The sequence below is a fragment of the Streptomyces sp. NPDC024555 genome, from assembly GCF_055559335.1.
The window spans coordinates 157,596-174,232 of sequence record NZ_JBVHKV010000014.1; the positions used below are offsets into that span (position 1 = coordinate 157,596).

Annotated in this window: 14 protein-coding genes; 9 read left to right on the plus strand and 5 right to left on the minus strand. The window is 73.8% G+C overall.

Annotation, left to right across the window (positions count from 1 at the left end):
- Positions 1–63 precede the first annotated feature (63 nt).
- Positions 64–348: a type II toxin-antitoxin system Phd/YefM family antitoxin gene (locus tag ACZ4FH_RS24890; RefSeq protein ID WP_467307469.1), complete on the minus strand. Its 285-nt coding sequence runs from the start codon at positions 346–348 to the stop codon at positions 64–66.
- A gap of 134 nt (positions 349–482) precedes the next feature.
- Complete coding sequence (locus ACZ4FH_RS24895; RefSeq protein ID WP_467307470.1) at positions 483–3,368, minus strand: helix-turn-helix transcriptional regulator; 2,886 nt, start codon at positions 3,366–3,368, stop codon at positions 483–485.
- 143 nt (positions 3,369–3,511) lie between these two features.
- Here ACZ4FH_RS24895 and ACZ4FH_RS24900 point away from each other — a divergent pair, with 143 nt between their 5' ends.
- The 4 genes from ACZ4FH_RS24900 to ACZ4FH_RS24915 all read left to right on the plus strand — a co-directional run bounded on the left by ACZ4FH_RS24900 (position 3,512) and on the right by ACZ4FH_RS24915 (position 9,415).
- The gene (locus ACZ4FH_RS24900; RefSeq protein ID WP_467307471.1) at positions 3,512–7,273 is read left to right on the plus strand and encodes a S8 family serine peptidase; all 3,762 of its coding nucleotides are present in this window, start codon (positions 3,512–3,514) and stop codon (positions 7,271–7,273) included.
- Positions 7,274–7,484: 211 nt separating this feature from the next.
- Entirely contained in the window at positions 7,485–8,120 is a 636-nt protein-coding gene (locus tag ACZ4FH_RS24905) for an ATP-dependent Clp protease proteolytic subunit (RefSeq protein WP_467307472.1), read from the plus strand.
- Positions 8,121–8,127: 7 nt separating this feature from the next.
- Positions 8,128–8,436 carry a hypothetical protein gene (locus tag ACZ4FH_RS24910; RefSeq protein ID WP_383637372.1) on the plus strand — a complete coding sequence of 103 codons (309 nt, stop codon included), beginning with the start codon at positions 8,128–8,130 and terminating at the stop codon, positions 8,434–8,436.
- Positions 8,437–8,941: 505 nt separating this feature from the next.
- The gene (locus tag ACZ4FH_RS24915) at positions 8,942–9,415 is read left to right on the plus strand and encodes a C40 family peptidase (RefSeq protein ID WP_467307474.1); all 474 of its coding nucleotides are present in this window, start codon (positions 8,942–8,944) and stop codon (positions 9,413–9,415) included.
- Positions 9,416–9,448: 33 nt separating this feature from the next.
- Here the strand turns inward: ACZ4FH_RS24915 and ACZ4FH_RS24920 are convergent, their stop codons facing one another.
- Complete coding sequence (locus ACZ4FH_RS24920; RefSeq protein ID WP_467307476.1) at positions 9,449–10,084, minus strand: LysE family translocator; 636 nt, start codon at positions 10,082–10,084, stop codon at positions 9,449–9,451.
- A gap of 73 nt (positions 10,085–10,157) precedes the next feature.
- Between ACZ4FH_RS24920 and ACZ4FH_RS24925 the strand changes: the two genes are divergently transcribed.
- Positions 10,158–11,078 carry a LysR family transcriptional regulator gene (locus ACZ4FH_RS24925; protein ID WP_467307478.1) on the plus strand — a complete coding sequence of 307 codons (921 nt, stop codon included), beginning with the start codon at positions 10,158–10,160 and terminating at the stop codon, positions 11,076–11,078.
- A gap of 24 nt (positions 11,079–11,102) precedes the next feature.
- Here the strand turns inward: ACZ4FH_RS24925 and ACZ4FH_RS24930 are convergent, their stop codons facing one another.
- The gene (locus ACZ4FH_RS24930) at positions 11,103–11,537 is read right to left on the minus strand and encodes an ATP-binding protein (protein WP_383637383.1); all 435 of its coding nucleotides are present in this window, start codon (positions 11,535–11,537) and stop codon (positions 11,103–11,105) included.
- 208 nt (positions 11,538–11,745) lie between these two features.
- On the opposite strand from ACZ4FH_RS24930, the gene ACZ4FH_RS24935 reads away from it, so the two are divergent.
- On the plus strand, positions 11,746–12,606 hold the full coding sequence (locus tag ACZ4FH_RS24935; protein ID WP_467307480.1) for a helix-turn-helix domain-containing protein: 861 nt from the start codon (positions 11,746–11,748) through the stop codon (positions 12,604–12,606).
- Positions 12,607–12,630: 24 nt separating this feature from the next.
- Positions 12,631–12,846 (plus strand): DUF397 domain-containing protein, encoded by a 216-nt coding sequence (locus tag ACZ4FH_RS24940; protein ID WP_467307482.1) that lies wholly within the window; start codon positions 12,631–12,633, stop codon positions 12,844–12,846.
- Positions 12,847–12,871: 25 nt separating this feature from the next.
- On the opposite strand, the gene ACZ4FH_RS24945 is transcribed toward ACZ4FH_RS24940, so the two are convergent.
- The gene (locus tag ACZ4FH_RS24945) at positions 12,872–14,014 is read right to left on the minus strand and encodes an 8-amino-7-oxononanoate synthase (RefSeq protein ID WP_467307484.1); all 1,143 of its coding nucleotides are present in this window, start codon (positions 14,012–14,014) and stop codon (positions 12,872–12,874) included.
- Positions 14,015–14,157: 143 nt separating this feature from the next.
- Between ACZ4FH_RS24945 and bioB the strand changes: the two genes are divergently transcribed.
- Together bioB and ACZ4FH_RS24955 are read left to right on the plus strand one after the other, a co-directional pair.
- Positions 14,158–15,339, plus strand: coding sequence for a biotin synthase BioB (gene bioB, locus ACZ4FH_RS24950; RefSeq protein WP_467307486.1), 1,182 nt, complete (start codon positions 14,158–14,160; stop codon positions 15,337–15,339).
- Complete coding sequence (locus tag ACZ4FH_RS24955) at positions 15,332–16,636, plus strand: adenosylmethionine--8-amino-7-oxononanoate transaminase (protein WP_467307488.1); 1,305 nt, start codon at positions 15,332–15,334, stop codon at positions 16,634–16,636. The genes bioB and ACZ4FH_RS24955 overlap by 8 nt, the downstream gene beginning before the upstream one ends.
- Position 16,637 lies beyond the last annotated feature (1 nt).

Here is a 16,637-nt window from a genome sequence, read left to right on the forward strand (position 1 = left end):
CGCACCGCCCCGGAGGCCGTGCCCCGCCGTCACGGCGGGGCACGGCCTCCTCGGCGTGACGGCTCACTCCCCCGGGTGCTGGTGCCCCCGGTGCTCCGCCGCGATCCCGAAGCGCCGCCGTTCGCCCGGGGCGGACGCGGCGGAGCCGATCGAGGAGACCGAGCTGATCACCTGCTCCCGCTCGGCCGCCTCCTCGTTCTCCAGTCGCTCCAGGTCAGCGGCCGACACCAGGGCCACGAGCGGCTTGCCGTGCCGGGTCACGACCACGCGCTCACCGCCGTAGACGACTCGGTTGATCAGTTCGGCGAGTTCAGCCCGTGCTTGCGTCACCGGAATCTCGTAGGCCATGTTCCTAGCTTAAGCAACGCCCCGGCGCGGGTCAGTGGCCCGAGGTGATCACGAACGACCTGGTCGGAGAGTGCCGTTCGCTCCCGTGTCCGCCCGACCGGGACGGTGCGGTGCCGTGCCGGTCCGGGCCGCCGTCATCCGCCGGCGTCGAGCAGCACCGCCGCCAGGTCCTTGCGCGACGCGCAGCCCAGCTTGCGCAGGGCGCTCGACACATGGCTCTCCACCGTGCTGCGGGACAGGAAGAGTTCGGTCGCGATCTCCTGGTTGGTCCGGCCCGAGGCCGCGAGGGCGGCGACCCGGTGCTCCTTCGAGGACAGCGTGCGGCCGAGGGACGGCCGTCCGCTCCGCCAGGGATACGGGATCGGCACGCCGAACCGCCGCATGGTGCGGCAGACGCGGGCGATGTCGCGCGAGGCGGCCATGGCGCCGTACAGCCGCAGGGCGGCCTCCAGTCCGGTGCCGCCCCCGGGGGCGTCGCGCTCGCAGCGGATCCGGCCGAGCCGTTCGGCGGCCTGCGCCTCGTCGCAGCGCAGCCCCGCGTCCGCGAGGACCCGGTGCGCGGCGTCGAACAGGCCCTCCGCCTCGTCGGCACGACCGTGGGCACGGGCGAGCAGGCCCCGGACGGTCATCAGGGCGGCGCGGGCGCGCGGCGCGGGCGTCCCGTCGAGCCCGGCGGCGAACTCGTCGGCCAGCGCGGCCGCCTCGCCGTCCGGGCCCCGCGCGGTCACCGCCTCCACCAGGCATTCCACCGGCCCGGCGCCCCAGACCCAGTTGCCCTTGGCGCGGACGCCGGCGACGGCGGCGCGGGCGTACCCGGCGGCGCCCTCCGGGTCGTCGCCGGTCAGCAGCAGCCGGGCCATGGCCGTCCGCGCCGCGATGAGCGGCCAGACGGCACCGACCCGTTCGGCGACGGCGATGACCTCGTGGAAGCGGGCGGCGGCCTCCTCGGCCGGACCGATGGCCGCGAGCAGCGAACCGTGCAGCAGCCGCGCGTCGAGCGACGCCGCGCCGAACGTCGCGTCGTCCCCGCCCATCCGGCGGACCCGGCCCATCAGCCCGTCCCACCGGCCGGCCGCGTGGTCGACCGTGACGGCGACGAGATCGACCACCTCGGCCAGGCGCAGGTAGTCCGCCTGCTCGGACACCCGGCGCCCCTCGGCCAGCAGTGTCTCGGCGCGGTCGAGCCGGCCGGTGCGCAGGGCGGCCTGGGCCCAGTTGAGACAGGCACGCGCCCGCTCCCGGGACGAGGTGCGCAGATCGTCCCCGCTCAACAGGTCCTCGATCAGCGAGGTGCTCTCGGGCAGGCCCTGTTCCAGGACGAGCCCGGCCCGGGTGATGCGCACGGCGACCCCGACACCGCGGTCGCCGCTGCGCCGCGCGGCGGCCGCCGCCTCGTCGCAGCGGGCGAGGTGCTCGCGCATGTTCCGGTCCGGGACCGTCTCCGGCGCGGCCAGGACGGCGAGCGCGCGGCCGAGGACGGCAGGCTCCCCGGTGAGATCCGGCAGGGCGTTCTCGATCTCCAGATGGCCGGCGCGGGCCTCGCCCGTCTGACGGAGAAGACGCCCGTGGGCGAAGCGCAGTTCGCCCCGCGCGGCGGCCGGAAGCCGCTCGGTCTCCAGCAGTCCGGCGACGATCGGCAGCGCCTCGGCATGGGCCAGTCCGTCGACGGCGGCCCTGCCCAGTGCGAGCGCGAGGCGGACCCGGTCGGCCGGCGGAACGCCTTCCCCGCCGAGGGCCTGGAGCAGGAGGCGGGCGGCCGTCGCGTCGTCGCCGTGCGCGAGCGCCGCCCCGGCCGCCGCCTCGGCGTGCGCGACGAACTCCCGGTGCCGGCCGGCGCGTCGGTAGTGGTGGGCGAGCCGGGCCGCCGTGGCCGCTCCCGCCCCCTCCTCCAGGGCGAGGGCGGCACGCAGGTGCAGCCAGCGGAGCTCGGCCGCCGGCACCGACTCGTACACCGCCTGCTGGGCCAGGGCGTGCCGGAAGCAGGTGCGCCCGCCCCGCTCGTGGAGGAGTCCGAGGGTCTGCCCGCCCGTGAGCGCCCGCGCGATCTCGCCCGCGCCGCGCTCGGTCACCTGGGCCAGCAGCCGGTCGTCGACGACCGGGCCCAGGACCGCGGCCGCGTTCAGGACCTGCCGGGCGTCGTCGCCGAGGGTGTGGAGGCGCTGCACGACCACGTCGCGGAGCACCGCCGGGACTCCGACGTCGTCCAGCGCCTCGGGGCGCACCGGGACGGCGCGGGGTGCCGGGCCGTCGGCCAGCGTGCGCAGGACCTCCTCGACGATGAACGGGATTCCGCCGGTCCTCTCGTGGAGGCGGTCGGTGACCTCGGCCGAGGGGTCGGTGCGCAGGATCCGGCCGGCGAGCCGGCCGACCTCCGTCCGGTTCAGCGGCCCCAGGCCGACGATGCGGGCCGCGCCGGAGGGGGCCCGCGCCAGGGCCTCCCGGACCGGGAGGCGCCCGCTCTCCGTGCGCGCGGTGAGGACCACCGCCAGTCGGGGCGGCAGGTGCGCGGCGAGGAAGGCGAGGAAGTCGAAGGTGACCGGGTCCGCCCAGTGCACGTCCTCCAGCACGAGCGTCAGGGGGCCGAGTCCGTCGAGGAGCGCGGCGGCGGCGCGGAACACCCGGTGGCGCTCGGCCCCCCGGTCGGCGAGCGGCGGCAGGGGTGGTGGCAGCCGGTCGGCGATCTCGGGGACCAGCGGTGCGAGGGCGCCGAGCACCGGGTTGGGCGCGCCGGGGCCCGCCGGTACCGCTCCTACCTGGCGGAACGCGTCGAGCAACGGGGAGAGCGGCAGGGGCTCCCGGAGCTGCTCGCACTGGCCGACGAGGCGGCCGCGGCCTTCGAGTCCGGGGGCGGCCAGCAGTTCCCGTACCAGCCGGCTCTTTCCGATGCCGGCCTCGCCCTCGACGAGGGTGATCGACGGCGGGGCGGTGACGGCCGCCCGGAGCAGGGCGAGTTCGCCCTGCCGTCCGACGAGGGTGTCCGCCGGGTCGTCGGGACGGCCGACCCGCGGCTCCAAGGGCATGTTTCGACCCTCTCGCCGGCCCGGTCTCTCAACGTCGCGATCAGACTACCCGCCAATATTCCGTGTGCCCTACGGAGGCCGCCGGGCGTCCCGCGTCGCTAGCGTCGGCGCGCACTCTCGGAGCTCCATGCGGAAGGCGAACAATGAGACGGACCAACTCCTCCCGGTCCCGGCGGTGGTGGCCGGGGACCGGGGCGCTGACAGCGATCGCGCTGACGGCCGCCGCGGTCACCCCCGGCCAGACGGCCTCGGCCGCGACGGATGCCGGCACGGCGCAGACCTACATCGTCCAGATGGCGCTCGCCCCCGTCGCCACCTACGACGGCGGCGCGTCCGGGCTGACGGCGACCAAGCCGGCCCGGGGCAAGAAGATCGATCCCCGGTCGGCCGACGTCGAGCGGTACGTGGGCCACCTCCGCGACCGGCAGCAGCAGGCCGTACGGGCCGTGGGGGCGAAAAAAACGTACAGCTACACCTACTCGTTCGACGGCTTCACGGCGGACCTGACGCCGCGCCAGGCCGAGCGGCTGCGCGCGATGCCCGACGTCGTCGCCGTGACCGAGGACAGGAAGGTGACGACGCAGACGTCGTCGACGGCCTCCTTCCTCGGCCTCGACAAGCCGGGCGGCCTCTGGGACCAGCTCGACGGCCATGAGAGCGCCGGCGAGGGGATGGTCATCGGGGTGATCGACACCGGTGTCTGGCCGGACAGCGGGAGTTTCGCCGACCCGGACTCCGCAGGAAAGGCGTACGCGCCTCTCTCCGGATTCCACGGGACCTGCGAGGCGGCCACCGACGGTTCGTGGGACGAGGACGACTGCACCGGCAAGATAGTCGCCGCGCGCCACTTCGACGCGGCGTGGGGCGGCGACGCGGGCATCAGCAGCCAGATGCCGTGGGAGTACCTCTCCGCCCGCGACTACAACGGGCACGGCACCCACACCGCCTCCACCTCCGGCGGTGACCACGGGGTCGCCACCACCGGACCGGCCTCCGTGTTCGGCGCGATCACGGGCATGGCGCCGCGCGCCCGTATCGCCTCCTACAAGGCGCTGTGGTCGACCGAGGACGGTTCCACCGCGTCGGGGGCCAACTCCGACATCGTGGCCGCCATCGACCGGGCGGTCGCCGACGGCGTCGACGTCATCAACTTCTCGGTGTCGGGGACCGCCACCGATCTGCTCGACCCGGCCGAACTGTCCTTCCTCGCCGCGGCCGAGGCGGGCATCTTCGTCTCCGCCTCCGCCGGCAACAGCGGACCCGCCGCCACCACGGTCGCGCACCCGTCGCCCTGGGTGACGACGGTCGCCGCCGACACGCACAACCGGACGACGACCGGCACGGTCACCCTGGGCAACGGGCGGACCTACACCGGGGCCTCGCTCGCGGCCGCCCCGGTCGGCCCGGCCCCGCTGGTCCGCGCGGACAAGGAGTCGGCCGGCCTCCCGGGCGTGAGCGACACGCTCGCGAGCCTGTGCTACGCAGCCGCGGACAACGGCGGCAAGCCCGTGCTCGACCCGGCCAAAATGACCGGCAAGGTCGTCGTCTGCGAACGCGGCACCACCCCGCGCGTCAACAAGAGCCTCGCGGTGAAGCAGGCCGGCGGCGTCGGCATGATCATGGTCAACACCAGCGGCGACTCCGACGACACCGACTCCGACTTCCACTCCGTGCCGTCGGTGCACCTGCCGCTCGCCGACCGCGCCGCGATCGAGGAGTACGCCGGCACCGACGGCGCCACCGCGACGATCTCCACGGCCGAGATCGGCCACGACGCCCCGGCGCCCCACATCGCTGCCTTCTCCTCGCGCGGACCGACGACGGCGGCCGGCGGGGACCTGCTGAAGCCGGATCTCGCGGCGCCCGGCCAGGACATCCTCGCGGCCGTCGCCCCTCCGGGGCAGGGCGGGCTGGACTTCAACCTCATGAGCGGCACCTCGATGGCGGCCCCGCACGTCGCCGGCCTCGCGGCCCTGCTCATGCAGCGCCACCCCGACTGGTCGCCGATGGCCGTCAAGTCGGCCCTGATGACGACCGGGACGGATCTCCTGGACGGCTCGGCCGACAAGCCGGAGACCGCCTTCGCGCAGGGCGCCGGACACGTCCGTCCGAACAGCGCCTCGGACCCCGGTCTCGTCTACGACAGCGGCACCGACGACTGGTTCGCGTTCCTGTGCGGCACGACGAAGGGCGTCCGGCAGGACATCTGCGACGCCGAGGCCAAGAAGGGCAAGTCCTTCGACGCCAGCGCGCTCAACACCCCGTCGATCTCGCTCGGCCGGCTCGCTCCGGGGACCCGCACGGTGACGCGCGAGGTCACCAACGTCGGCTCCGCCAAGGCGACCTACACCCCCTCGGTCAGCGGCCTTCGCGGCGTGACCGTGCGGGTGACGCCGAAGCGGCTCACGCTGCGCCCCGGTGAGACGGGCTCCTTCCAGGTGCGTTTCACCCCGACGACCGCGGCCGTCAACACCTATGTGTCCGGCTCCCTCACCTGGTCCGACGGCAGGCACCGCGTGCGGATCCCGATGGTCGTGCGTCCCGTGGCGGAGGCCTGGACCGCCGTCACCGGCGTGGCGGGCGTGCGGGACTCCGGCCAGCACGTCGTCGCCGCCCCGGACGGCAGGCGCGTCTACGTCACCTCCCTCAACTACGGTTCGGCGCCGGGCCAGGAGAGCCTGAGCATCGTCACCACCGCCCACGACTCCAAGACCGGCGCCGTGGTGTGGACATCGCGCTACGCGGGCCCGACGGACGCCTACGCCGAGCCCCTCGACGCCCATGTCAGCCCGGACGGACGCACGCTCTACGTCAGCGGTGAGACCAACGGCACCGACACCGGCACCGACGCGGTGACCGTCGCGTACGACACCGCGACGGGTGCCCGCAAGTGGGACGCGCGCTACACCGGCCCCGGCGCGCTCACGGCCTCGGCCTGGGCGAACGTGGTCAGCCCCGACGGCAGGCGCGTCTACATGACCGGTATGACGACGCTCGCCGAGGGCGGTGTCGACGACTACTTCACGGCGGCGTACGACGCGGCGACCGGCCGGCAGGTCTGGGCGAAGACGTACGACGGGCCGGGGCACAAGACCGACGACTCGCGGATGATCGCGATCACCCCCGACGGCAGGACGCTGATCGTCAGCGGCCAGAGCCCGGGGAACGGGACCGGCTTCTCCGACTGGGGCACGGTCGCCTACGACGCCGCCACCGGCGCGCAGAAGTGGACGGCCCGCCACGACGGCCCCTCCCACGGACTCGACGTCCCGTCGGCGATGGCCGTCTCCGAGGACGGCAGGTCGGTCGTCGTGACGGGTGCCAGCAGCACGGCCACGACCTCGACCGACCTCGTCACCGAGGCGTACAGCACCGCCACCGGCAAGCGGCTGTGGAGCGACCGCTACGACGGACCGGGGCACGCCTCGGACAACCCGTACGCCGTCGCGGTGTCCCGCGGCAAGGTCTTCGTCACCGGCAACACCGAGGGCGAGGGGACCCGGTTCGACATGACGACGGTGGCCTACGACCAGGCGACCGGGCGGCGGCTGTGGGTCCAGCGCCACGACGGCGGGGCGCACCGCGACGACACCTCGTGGGGCATCGCCGTCACCCCGGACGGCGGCAAGGTCGTCATCACCGGAACGAGCAGCGACAGCGACGCCGCCGGCGGCGACTACGTGACCATCGCGTACGACGCCGCGCGCGGCCGCCGGATCTGGCTCGGCCGGTACGACGGCCTCCTCGGGTCCCAGGACAGCGGCCACGGGATCGCGATGAGCGCGAGCAGGAACGGAGTGGGCATCTTCGTGACCGGCCAGAGCACGACGGCCGGAAGCTTCGACACCGGCGTCGAGATCGACACCGCAACCGTCGCCTACTTCGACCCCTGGACCCGGCGCTAGCCCGGATTCCGGCCGCAGTGCCGCCCGCCGCGCCAGGCGGGCGGGACACCTGAGCGGCCGGAATCCGTATGAATCGACGGCGGTGACCGGAATCGTCACCGCCGTCGATTCGCTGCCCCCTCACCCATAACTCTGTACGTCCTGTACATTTTTGACGGAAGCCCACGCGGGCCGCCCCCGGGCGTCCCGCACACCGGAGGAGAGGCCCGTCATGCACCGCCCGACCGCCCGCTACGTCCTTCCCGAGTTCACCGAGCGCACCTCGCAGGGGACGCGCACCCTCGATCCGTACTCCAAGCTGCTGTCCGAACGGATCGTCTTCCTGGGCACCCCCGTCGACGACACGGCGGCCAACGACCTGGTGGCGCAGTTCATGTATCTGGAGCACGACGCGCCGGACCGGCCGATCTCGCTCTACATCAACTCCCCGGGCGGCTCGTTCTGGGCGATGACGGCGATCTACGACACGATGGCGTACCTGACCTGCGAGGTGGAGACCTACTGCCTCGGCCGGGCCGAGGCCGGCGCGGCGGTGCTGCTCGCGGCCGGGGCCCCGGGGCGGCGTTACGCACTGCCGGGCGCGCGCGTGGTGGTGCGTCAGCCCGAACTGCCCGAGCCCCTGCGGGGACAGCCCTCGGACCTGGAGATCGAGGCGCGCGAGCTGGACCGGATGCGCGGGCTGACGACCGATCTGCTGGCCCGTCACACGGGGCGCGAGGCCGCGCGGATCACCGAGGACACCGAGCGGGATCTCGTGCTGGACGCCACGGCGGCCAGGGAGTACGGGATCGTCGACCACCTCGTGGAGAACCGCGGCCTGCCGGGGGCCCGGCGCACCGGGTGGTGAAGGGCCGATGCAGCCACCGGAGTTCACGCCGCTGCCCGCCCTGACCCGGGCCGAGGGCGAGTTCCTGGACCGCTATCTGCAGGTGCTCGACCAGGTCGGCCGGATCAATCCGGTCCACGGGCACGACACCTACGGGGCCCTGCGCGCCGCCCAGGCGCTCGCCTCCCACGCGGTCGCGCTGCGGGACGCCCTGACGCTCATGCACGAGCGCGGCGAGACGCTGATCCATACCGGCACCCTCACCCGCGCCCTGCGCGTCCTGGACGGCGAGCGACGCGCCGCACGCGTCACCATGCCCCCGGCCCCGCCGAGTTGACCGGCTTTCCGGCGGCGACACGCCCGACGGCGTGAGCGAATTTCCTCGCTCGTTCGGCGTAGGCGTTCCCTCGCGGGAGGGACAGGCCGATTTGCGCTTTCGCGACGACCCATGGGTGGGATACGCCCTTTTGTCGCTGGTGCGCCCTCGGTCGGCGACGGTCCGCGGTTCCCTGAATCACCCTCTGTCCACCCGAACGGGTCAGTGGTGATGAGCCTCACATATGACCGTTTCACCGCGGAAAACCGGCGCGAGGTGAGTCAAGATCCCTGGGACGACAAGCCCCCGCCACCGCGGCGGGGCGGTCCGGGCGGACGCCGAGTCCTGCCGCCGCCCGGATGCCTGGTCGACAGGAGTGGATCGGCAGGAGTGGAGGACCCGAGCACAACGGGTCGGCCGGGAGTCCCGGCCGACCCTCGGGGTGAAGCCGCAGCCGCGGCCGGGCGACTTCGCCAGCCCGAACCCGACAGGTCATCCTTCACAGGCGGCTGACGAAGGGTTGCGCATGACTGCGCAGGTTCATGTCCCGTCTCTGCTCGTCCGGGCCACCACGGCCTCGGCCCTCACGCTCGCCGCCGTCGGCGGCACCCTGATCGTTCCGGGCGCCGCGGGCGACGCCCAGGCCGCCACCCACTCGGTGAAGGCGCTGAACGTCGCCGCGTCGAAGAAGGGCGCCCCCTACCGCTGGGGCGCCACCGGACCGAGCCGCTTCGACTGCTCCGGGCTGACGCTCTACTCGTTCAAGAAGGCCGGCAAGAAGCTCCCGCGCACGGCCCAGCAGCAGTACAACTCGACCCGGCGCATCTCGTCCTCCCAGCGGCAACGCGGTGACCTGGTCTTCTTCCACGCCGGCCGCAGCGTCTACCACGTGGGCATCTACGCGGGCAGCGGAAAGATCTGGCATTCGCCCAAGACCGGTGCCGTGGTCCGGCTGGAGAAGATCTGGACGAGGAACGTCTCCTACGGACGGGTCCGCTGAGCCCGGCCCGCCGCCCGGGACCGCCTCCCCGGTTCAGCGCAGCAACGGCCCGGTCACCAGGACCAGCCCGAGGGCGGTGAGGGCCGCCCCGCTGCCGCCCTCGATGGCACGGGCGGTGCGCGGCCTGCGCAGCCACCGCCCGAGTCGGTCGACCAGCAGCGCCACGGCCGGGAACCAGACCAGCGCCAGCAGTACGACGATCGCGGCGAGGAGCAGCGTCCTGGGCAGGGGCGCGGCCCCCGCCGGGACGAACTGCGGCAGCAGGCTCAGGAAGAGCACGGGCGCCTTGGGGTTGAGCGCGTTGGTGAGGAAGCCCTGCCGCAGGGCGCGTCCGGCCCCCCGGGCCGCGGCCTCCTCCGGTGCCGTCGCCGCGTCCCGGACCGGGCGCCGCAGGATCGCGTACAGGGCGCTCACGCCCAGCCAGAGCACGTACGCGCCCCCGACGAGCTGGACGGTGCGGAAGAGGACCGGCACCGCCACCAGCACGGCGGCCAGCCCGGCGACGGCCAGCGCGGTGTGGACGAGCAGGCCCCCGGCGACCCCGAGCGCGGAGGCCACCCCGGCCGTCCGGGAGGCGAGCGCGTTGCGCACGACGACGGTGAAGTCGGCGCCGGGGAGCGCGACCATGGCGGCGGCCACGCCGATGAAGGCGGTCAGTTGTGCGTCCATGACCCCCACCCTGGCCCCCGGGAGCCTTTAGCGTGTACTAGCAATCTTCTGGGTCTGCCATAAGGAATGCTTCATGTACGACCCGACGCGGCTCGCGGCGCTCGTGGCGGTGGCCGAGGCCGGTTCGATCACGCGCGCCGCCGCCCGGCTGGGGTACACCCCGCCCGCGCTCTCCCAGCAGCTGGCCAAGCTGGAGCGGGAGGCCGGGGCGGTCCTGCTGGTGCGCCACCACCGGGGTGCCCGGCTGACGGCGGCGGGCGAACTGCTGGCGGGGCGCGCACGCCGGGTCCTGGACGAGATGGACCAGGCCCGTCACGAACTGGCGCGGCTGGCCGGGCTCTCCGGCGGGCGGCTGCGGGTCGGAACGTTCACGACGGCGGGCATCCATCTGCTGCCGCCGGTCCTGAGCGCCTTCCGGCGGGCCCATCCGGACGTCGAGCTGGTGGTGACCGACTACGAGCCGCCGGACGGGGTGGCCGCGGTGGCGGCGGGCGAGGTGGACCTGGCGCTGACCCATGCGTACGAACCGGCCGCGACGCCGGTGCCGGCCCCGTCGGGGGTGCTGACGGAACCGCTGCTGGTCGAGGAGCTGGTCCTGGTCACGGCGGTCGGGCAGGCCCTGGCCGGCGGCAGCGGGCGGCTCCCGGTGACGGAGCTGGCGGGCCGGCCGCTGATCAGCAGCGCCCCGGAGCATCCGCCGCGCCGCGGGGTGGAGAGCGCGCTCGCCGAGGCGGGGGCGCTGCCCGCGGTGGTCTGCGAGTCTCCGGGCTACGCCCTGGTCTGCGCCCTGGTCAGCGCGGGCATCGGCATGGCGGTCGTCCCCGAGATGGTCGCCGCGATGTCCCCGGCGCCGCTGTCCGTGCGGCGGCTGGAGCCGGCCGCGTACCGCAGGACGATCTCGGTGGCGCACCGCGGCGAGCGTTCCAGCGCGGCCGCGGCGACGTTGCGGGCCCTGCTGCGCAGCGGCTTCGGGCGCGGGGCCCCCGCGCCCTGACGGCCGGACGCGTCCCGTCCGGTCTCACAGCCGGACGGCGGGAACCTCCCAGGGCAGCGCGACCCAGACGGTCTTGCCGCCCTCGGGGGTCGGGGTGACCGTCAGCCGGCCCCCGTACTCCTTGGCCAGTGCGCGGATGATCACCATGCCGCGGCCGTTGTCCTGGCGGACGGCGGCGGGAAGGCGCTGGGGCCAGCGTGGGTGACTGTCCGTCACACCGAGGCGGAGTTCCTCCTCGCGCTCCAGCCGGATGTCGACGGTGAACGTGGGCGACTGGCCGAAGGTGTGCTGGACGGCGTTGGTGGTGAGCTCCGAGACGATCAACCGGACCGTCTCGGCGGTGTCGGTGCCGTCGGGCAGTCCCCATTCCGCCAGCACCCGGGCCACATACCTCCGGGCGGCCGAGACCGAGACCGGCTCGCTCGGGAGGGTGACGCTTGCTTCCTGATGATCTGCCATGGCGAGCCCGCCCCTTTCCACCCGGCAGCGACCCCGCGATCGATGAACCGGGTTGTGCTTCGCGCCAGAGTGCCACTGATGCTGCCCTCTGTAACGGCGATCCACCAAGATATGCATATATCTGTCGCTCGAAGCGGTGAAATCTGCCCCGGATGCCCCGAACCCGCGCCACACTGTCCGCTCGGCAGCCAGTGGGAGGGAGAGCCGGATGCAGCACGGCCCCGCGGTGCGACGCCGCAAACTCGGGGAGGAGTTGCGGAGTCTGCGCCACGCGTCGGGACTCACCAGCCGGGACGCGGCGCGGCTGCTCGGCTGGCACCAGTCGAAGATCAGCCGCATCGAGACGGGCGTCAGCGGGGTGCGGCCCGCCGATGTGTCCCGGCTGCTGGACGCCTACGGCACGGACGACCCCAAGTTGCGGGAGGTGCTGAAGGCGCTCGCCGGATCGGCCGGGGGCGGGGGCGCCGGCTGGTGGCACGCGTACCGCGGGCTGATCCCGCCGCAGTACCGCGACTTCATCAGCCTGGAGTCGCAGGCGCGGACGGCCCGCACGCTGGAGACCTCGGTGGTGCCGGGGCTGCTGCAGACCGCCGACTACGCCCGCGCGGTCACCCGCGCCTCCCTCGACGGGATACCGGCCGGCCATGTCGACTCGCTGGTGGAGGTGCGGCTGGCCCGTCAGGGGGTGCTGCGCAGCGATCCGCCGCTGCGGCTGAGCGCGGTGCTCGACGAGGCGGTGCTGCGGCGGGAGGTGGGCGGACCCCGGGTGATGAGGGAGCAATTGCGCCATCTCGCGCGCGTCGCCCAACTCCCGCACGTACAGCTCCAATTGCTTCCGTTCGCGGTCGGAGGCTATGTGGGCATCACCGGGCCTTTCGTTATCTTCTCCTTTCCGAACAGTTCTGATCTAGATGTGGTCGTTCTTGACCATCTGACGAGTAGCCTCTATCTGGAGCGGAAAGAAGACCTTGAGGCGTACAGCTCGGCCTTCCGCACCCTGCAGGCGCACGCGCTGTCGCCGGAGCACTCGTTGGACCTGATCGCCTCCATCGACCGCGACGGTCGGTGACCCCCACAGCCCGAGAGGGACGACATGTCTGATTGCCCTGCACAGCACGCGTTGCGGTGGCGCCGCAGCAGCCGCAGCACGGGAATGAACAACTGCGTGGAGACCGCCCCGTTCGGCCGGAGGCGCCTGGCCGTCCGCGACTCCAAGGACACCGGCGGGCCGCATCTGCGGTTCTCGGCGGAGGCCTGGACCACCTTCGTCACCGCGTTGAGCGTGGGGCCGCACACGACGGTCCGCTGACGCGGGAACGGTGCCGGCGGTCCGCTCAGCCGGCCGGAGCCGTCCGGCGCACCGTCTCCACCGCACGCGCGATCTGCTCCCCCGTCAGATCGGCACGCGCGGTGAGGCGCAGCCGGGAGATCCCGTCGGGCACGGACGGCGGCCGGAAGCAGCCGACCGCCACACCGGCGGCACGGCAGTCGGCCGCCCACCGGACGGCCGAGTCCGCCGAGGGCGCGCGCACCGACACCACCGCCGCGTCCGGGCGGACCGCCGTGAGCCCGGCCGCCGTCAGCCCGTCGTACAGGGCGGCGGCGACCGCGCCGGCCCGCGCGGCGCGTTCCGGTTCCCGGCGCAGCAGTCGCAGCGCGCCGAGCGCGGCTCCGGCGGCGGCGGGGGCGAGCCCGGTGTCGAAGATGAACGTCCGGGCGGTGTTGACCAGATGGCCGATGACCCGGGCCGGGCCGAGCACCGCACCGCCCTGGCTGCCCAGGGACTTGGACAGCGTGACGGTGGTGACGACGTCCTCCGCTCCGGCCAGACCCGCGGCGGCGGGGGCGCCGCGTCCGCCCGCGCCGAGGACTCCGAGGCCGTGGGCGTCGTCGACCATGAGGGCGGCGCCCTCCGCGCGGCAGACCCCGGCCAGTTCCGCCAGCGGCGCGGCGTCGCCGTCGACCGAGAACACCGAGTCCGTGACCACCAGCGCCCGTCCGCCGTGCGCCCGCAGCGTCTTGTGCACGGCCTCGGGGTCGGCGTGCGGGACCACGGCCGTCTCGGCCCGCGCGAGCCGGCAGCCGTCGACGATCGAGGCGTGGTTGCCCGCGTCCGACACGATGAGGGAGCCGCGCCCGGTCAGCGCGGTGAGCGCGGCGAGGTTGGCCGCGTAGCCCGAGGACAGCACCAGGGCGGCCTCGAAACCGCAGAAGGCGGCCAGTTCCTCCTCCAGCGCGGCGTGCAGCGTCGTGGAGCCGGTGACCAGCCGCGAGCCGGTGGCGCCGCCGCCCCAGCGCAGCGCCGCGTCGGCCGCCGCGCCCGTCACCTCGGGATGACGGGTCAGTCCCAGGTAGTCGTTGCTCGCCAGGTCCAGCAGGTCCGTCTCGGCGGGGCGGGGCCGCAGCGTACGGACGAGTCCGGCGTCCGCGCGGCGGCGCGCCTCCGCGTCGGTCCAGTCGAACGGGGTGGAGGACATGGGCGGGTCCCTTTTGTAGGCAGCTCACAGACCCTAACCGGGGACGTGCCCGGACATGGTGTGGCCATGCACACACCCGCATCGGGCTCTGTTGTCCGGTTCCTCCTTGGCTCCGGGCGGTGCCGTACGCCAGGATCAACGCCATGGACCTCCTGAACACGCTGGTGGACAAGGGGCTGCGGCGCGAGCTGCCGACCCGTGAAGAAGCGCTCGCCGTACTGGCGACCCCGGACGACGAACTGCTCGATGTGGTGGCCGCGGCCGGAAAGGTGCGCCGCCAGTGGTTCGGGCGGCGGGTGAAGCTCAACTACCTGGTCAATCTGAAGTCCGGGCTCTGTCCCGAGGACTGCTCGTACTGCTCCCAGCGGCTGGGGTCGACGGCCGGGATCCTCAAGTACACCTGGCTGAAGCCGGACGAGGCGTCGAAGGCGGCCGCGGCGGGCGTGGCCGGCGGCGCCAAGCGCGTCTGCCTGGTCGCCAGCGGCCGGGGCCCGACCGACCGTGACGTCGACCGGGTCTCGGAGACCATCGGGGCCATCAAGGAGCAGAACGAGGGCGTCGAGGTGTGCGCCTGCCTCGGGCTGCTCTCCGACGGCCAGGCCGAGCGGCTGCGGTCGGCGGGCGCCGACGCGTACAACCACAACCTCAACACGTCCGAGGGGACGTACGGGGAGATCACGACGACGCACACCTACCAGGACCGGGTGGACACCGTCCACCAGGCGCAGGCCGCCGGGCTCTCGGCCTGCTCGGGGCTGATCGCCGGCATGGGCGAGAGCGACGCCGATCTCGTGGACGTCGTCTTCTCGCTGCGCGCTCTCGACCCCGACTCGGTGCCGGTCAACTTCCTGATCCCGTTCGAGGGCACGCCGCTCGCCAAGGAGTGGAACCTGACGCCGCAGCGCTGTCTGCGGATCCTCGCGATGGTGCGGTTCGTCTGCCCCGACGTGGAGGTGCGGCTGGCCGGGGGCCGCGAGGTGCATCTGCGCTCGATGCAGCCGCTCGCCCTGCACCTGGTCAACTCGATCTTCCTGGGTGACTACCTGACCAGTGAGGGCCAGGCGGGCCAGGCCGACCTCGACATGATCGCGGACGCCGGCTTCGAGGTGGAGGGGGCGGGCACCACGACGCTTCCCGCGCACCGCGCCGACGCGGCGGCGGGGTGCGGCGGGCACTCCGGCGGCGGCTGCGCGCCGTGCGGGGACGCGGAGCCGGCCGGCGAGGAGACCGCTGCCCCGGACCGGTCCGAGGTGCCCGGGGCCCGCACCGATCTGGTGGCGGTCCGTCGCCGCGGCGCGGGGACGGACCTCGCTCCCAATGCCTGAGCCGCTCTCCCCCGCCGCGCTGCGGGAGCTGGACCGCTCCCATGTGTGGCATCCGTACGGTCCGATGCCCGGACGGCAGGAGCCGCTCGTCGTGGAGTCCGCGTCCGGGGTACGGCTCCGGCTCGCGGAGCCCGCGCACGGGCGGCACGAGCTGATCGACGGCATGTCGTCCTGGTGGTCGGCCGTGCACGGCTACAACCATCCCGCGCTCAACGAGGCCGCACGCGGTCAGCTGGACCGGATGAGTCATGTGATGTTCGGCGGGCTCACGCACGAGCCCGCCGTGCGGCTGGCCGCCCGGCTCGTCGAGATCACCCCGGAGCCGCTGCGCCACGTCTTCCTCGCCGACTCCGGTTCGGTCTCCGTCGAGGTGGCCGTCAAGATGTGCCTCCAGTACTGGCGCTCGGCCGGCCGGCCGGCCAAGAGGCGGCTGCTGACCTGGCGCGGCGGCTACCACGGGGACACCTGGCAGCCGATGTCGGTGTGCGATCCCGAGGGCGGGATGCACGAGTTGTGGTCCGGGGCGCTGCCCCGGCAGATCTTCGCTGACGAGCCCCCGGCGGGCTTCGACGCGGAACCGGATCCCTCGTACGAGGCGCATCTGCGGGAACTGATCGCGCGTCATGCCCATGAGGTGGCGGCGGTCGTCGTGGAGCCGGTGGTCCAGGGCGCGGGCGGGATGCGGTTCCACTCCCCCGCCTATCTGAGGGTGCTGCGCGAGGCGTGCGACGCCCACGGGGTCCTGCTGGTGTTCGACGAGATCGCGACGGGCTTCGGGCGGACGGGCACCCTGTTCGCCGCCGGGCACGCCGGGGTCTCCCCCGATGTGATGTGTGTCGGCAAGGCGCTGACCGGCGGCTATCTCACGATGGCGGCGACCCTGTGCACGAGCGAGGTGGCCGAGGGCATCTCGCGCGGAGAGGTGCCGGTCCTGGCCCACGGTCCGACGTTCATGGGGAACCCGCTCGCGGCGGCGGTCGCCTGCGCGTCCGTCGATCTGCTGCTCGGCCAGGACTGGGAGCGGGAGGTCAAGCGCATCGGTGCCGGTCTGCGCGACGGTCTGGCACCGGCGGCCGGGCTGCCCGGGGTGCGCGACGTCCGGGTGCTGGGCGCCATCGGTGTCGTCCAGCTCGACCACGAGGTGGACATGGAGGCCGCCACGCGGGCGGCGGTGCGCGAGGGCGTGTGGCTGCGGCCGTTCCGCGATCTCGTGTACACCATGCCGCCCTATGTGACGGGCGACGACGACCTGGCGACGATCGGCCGCGCCGTGTGCGCCGCGGCCCGGGAGGGCTGAG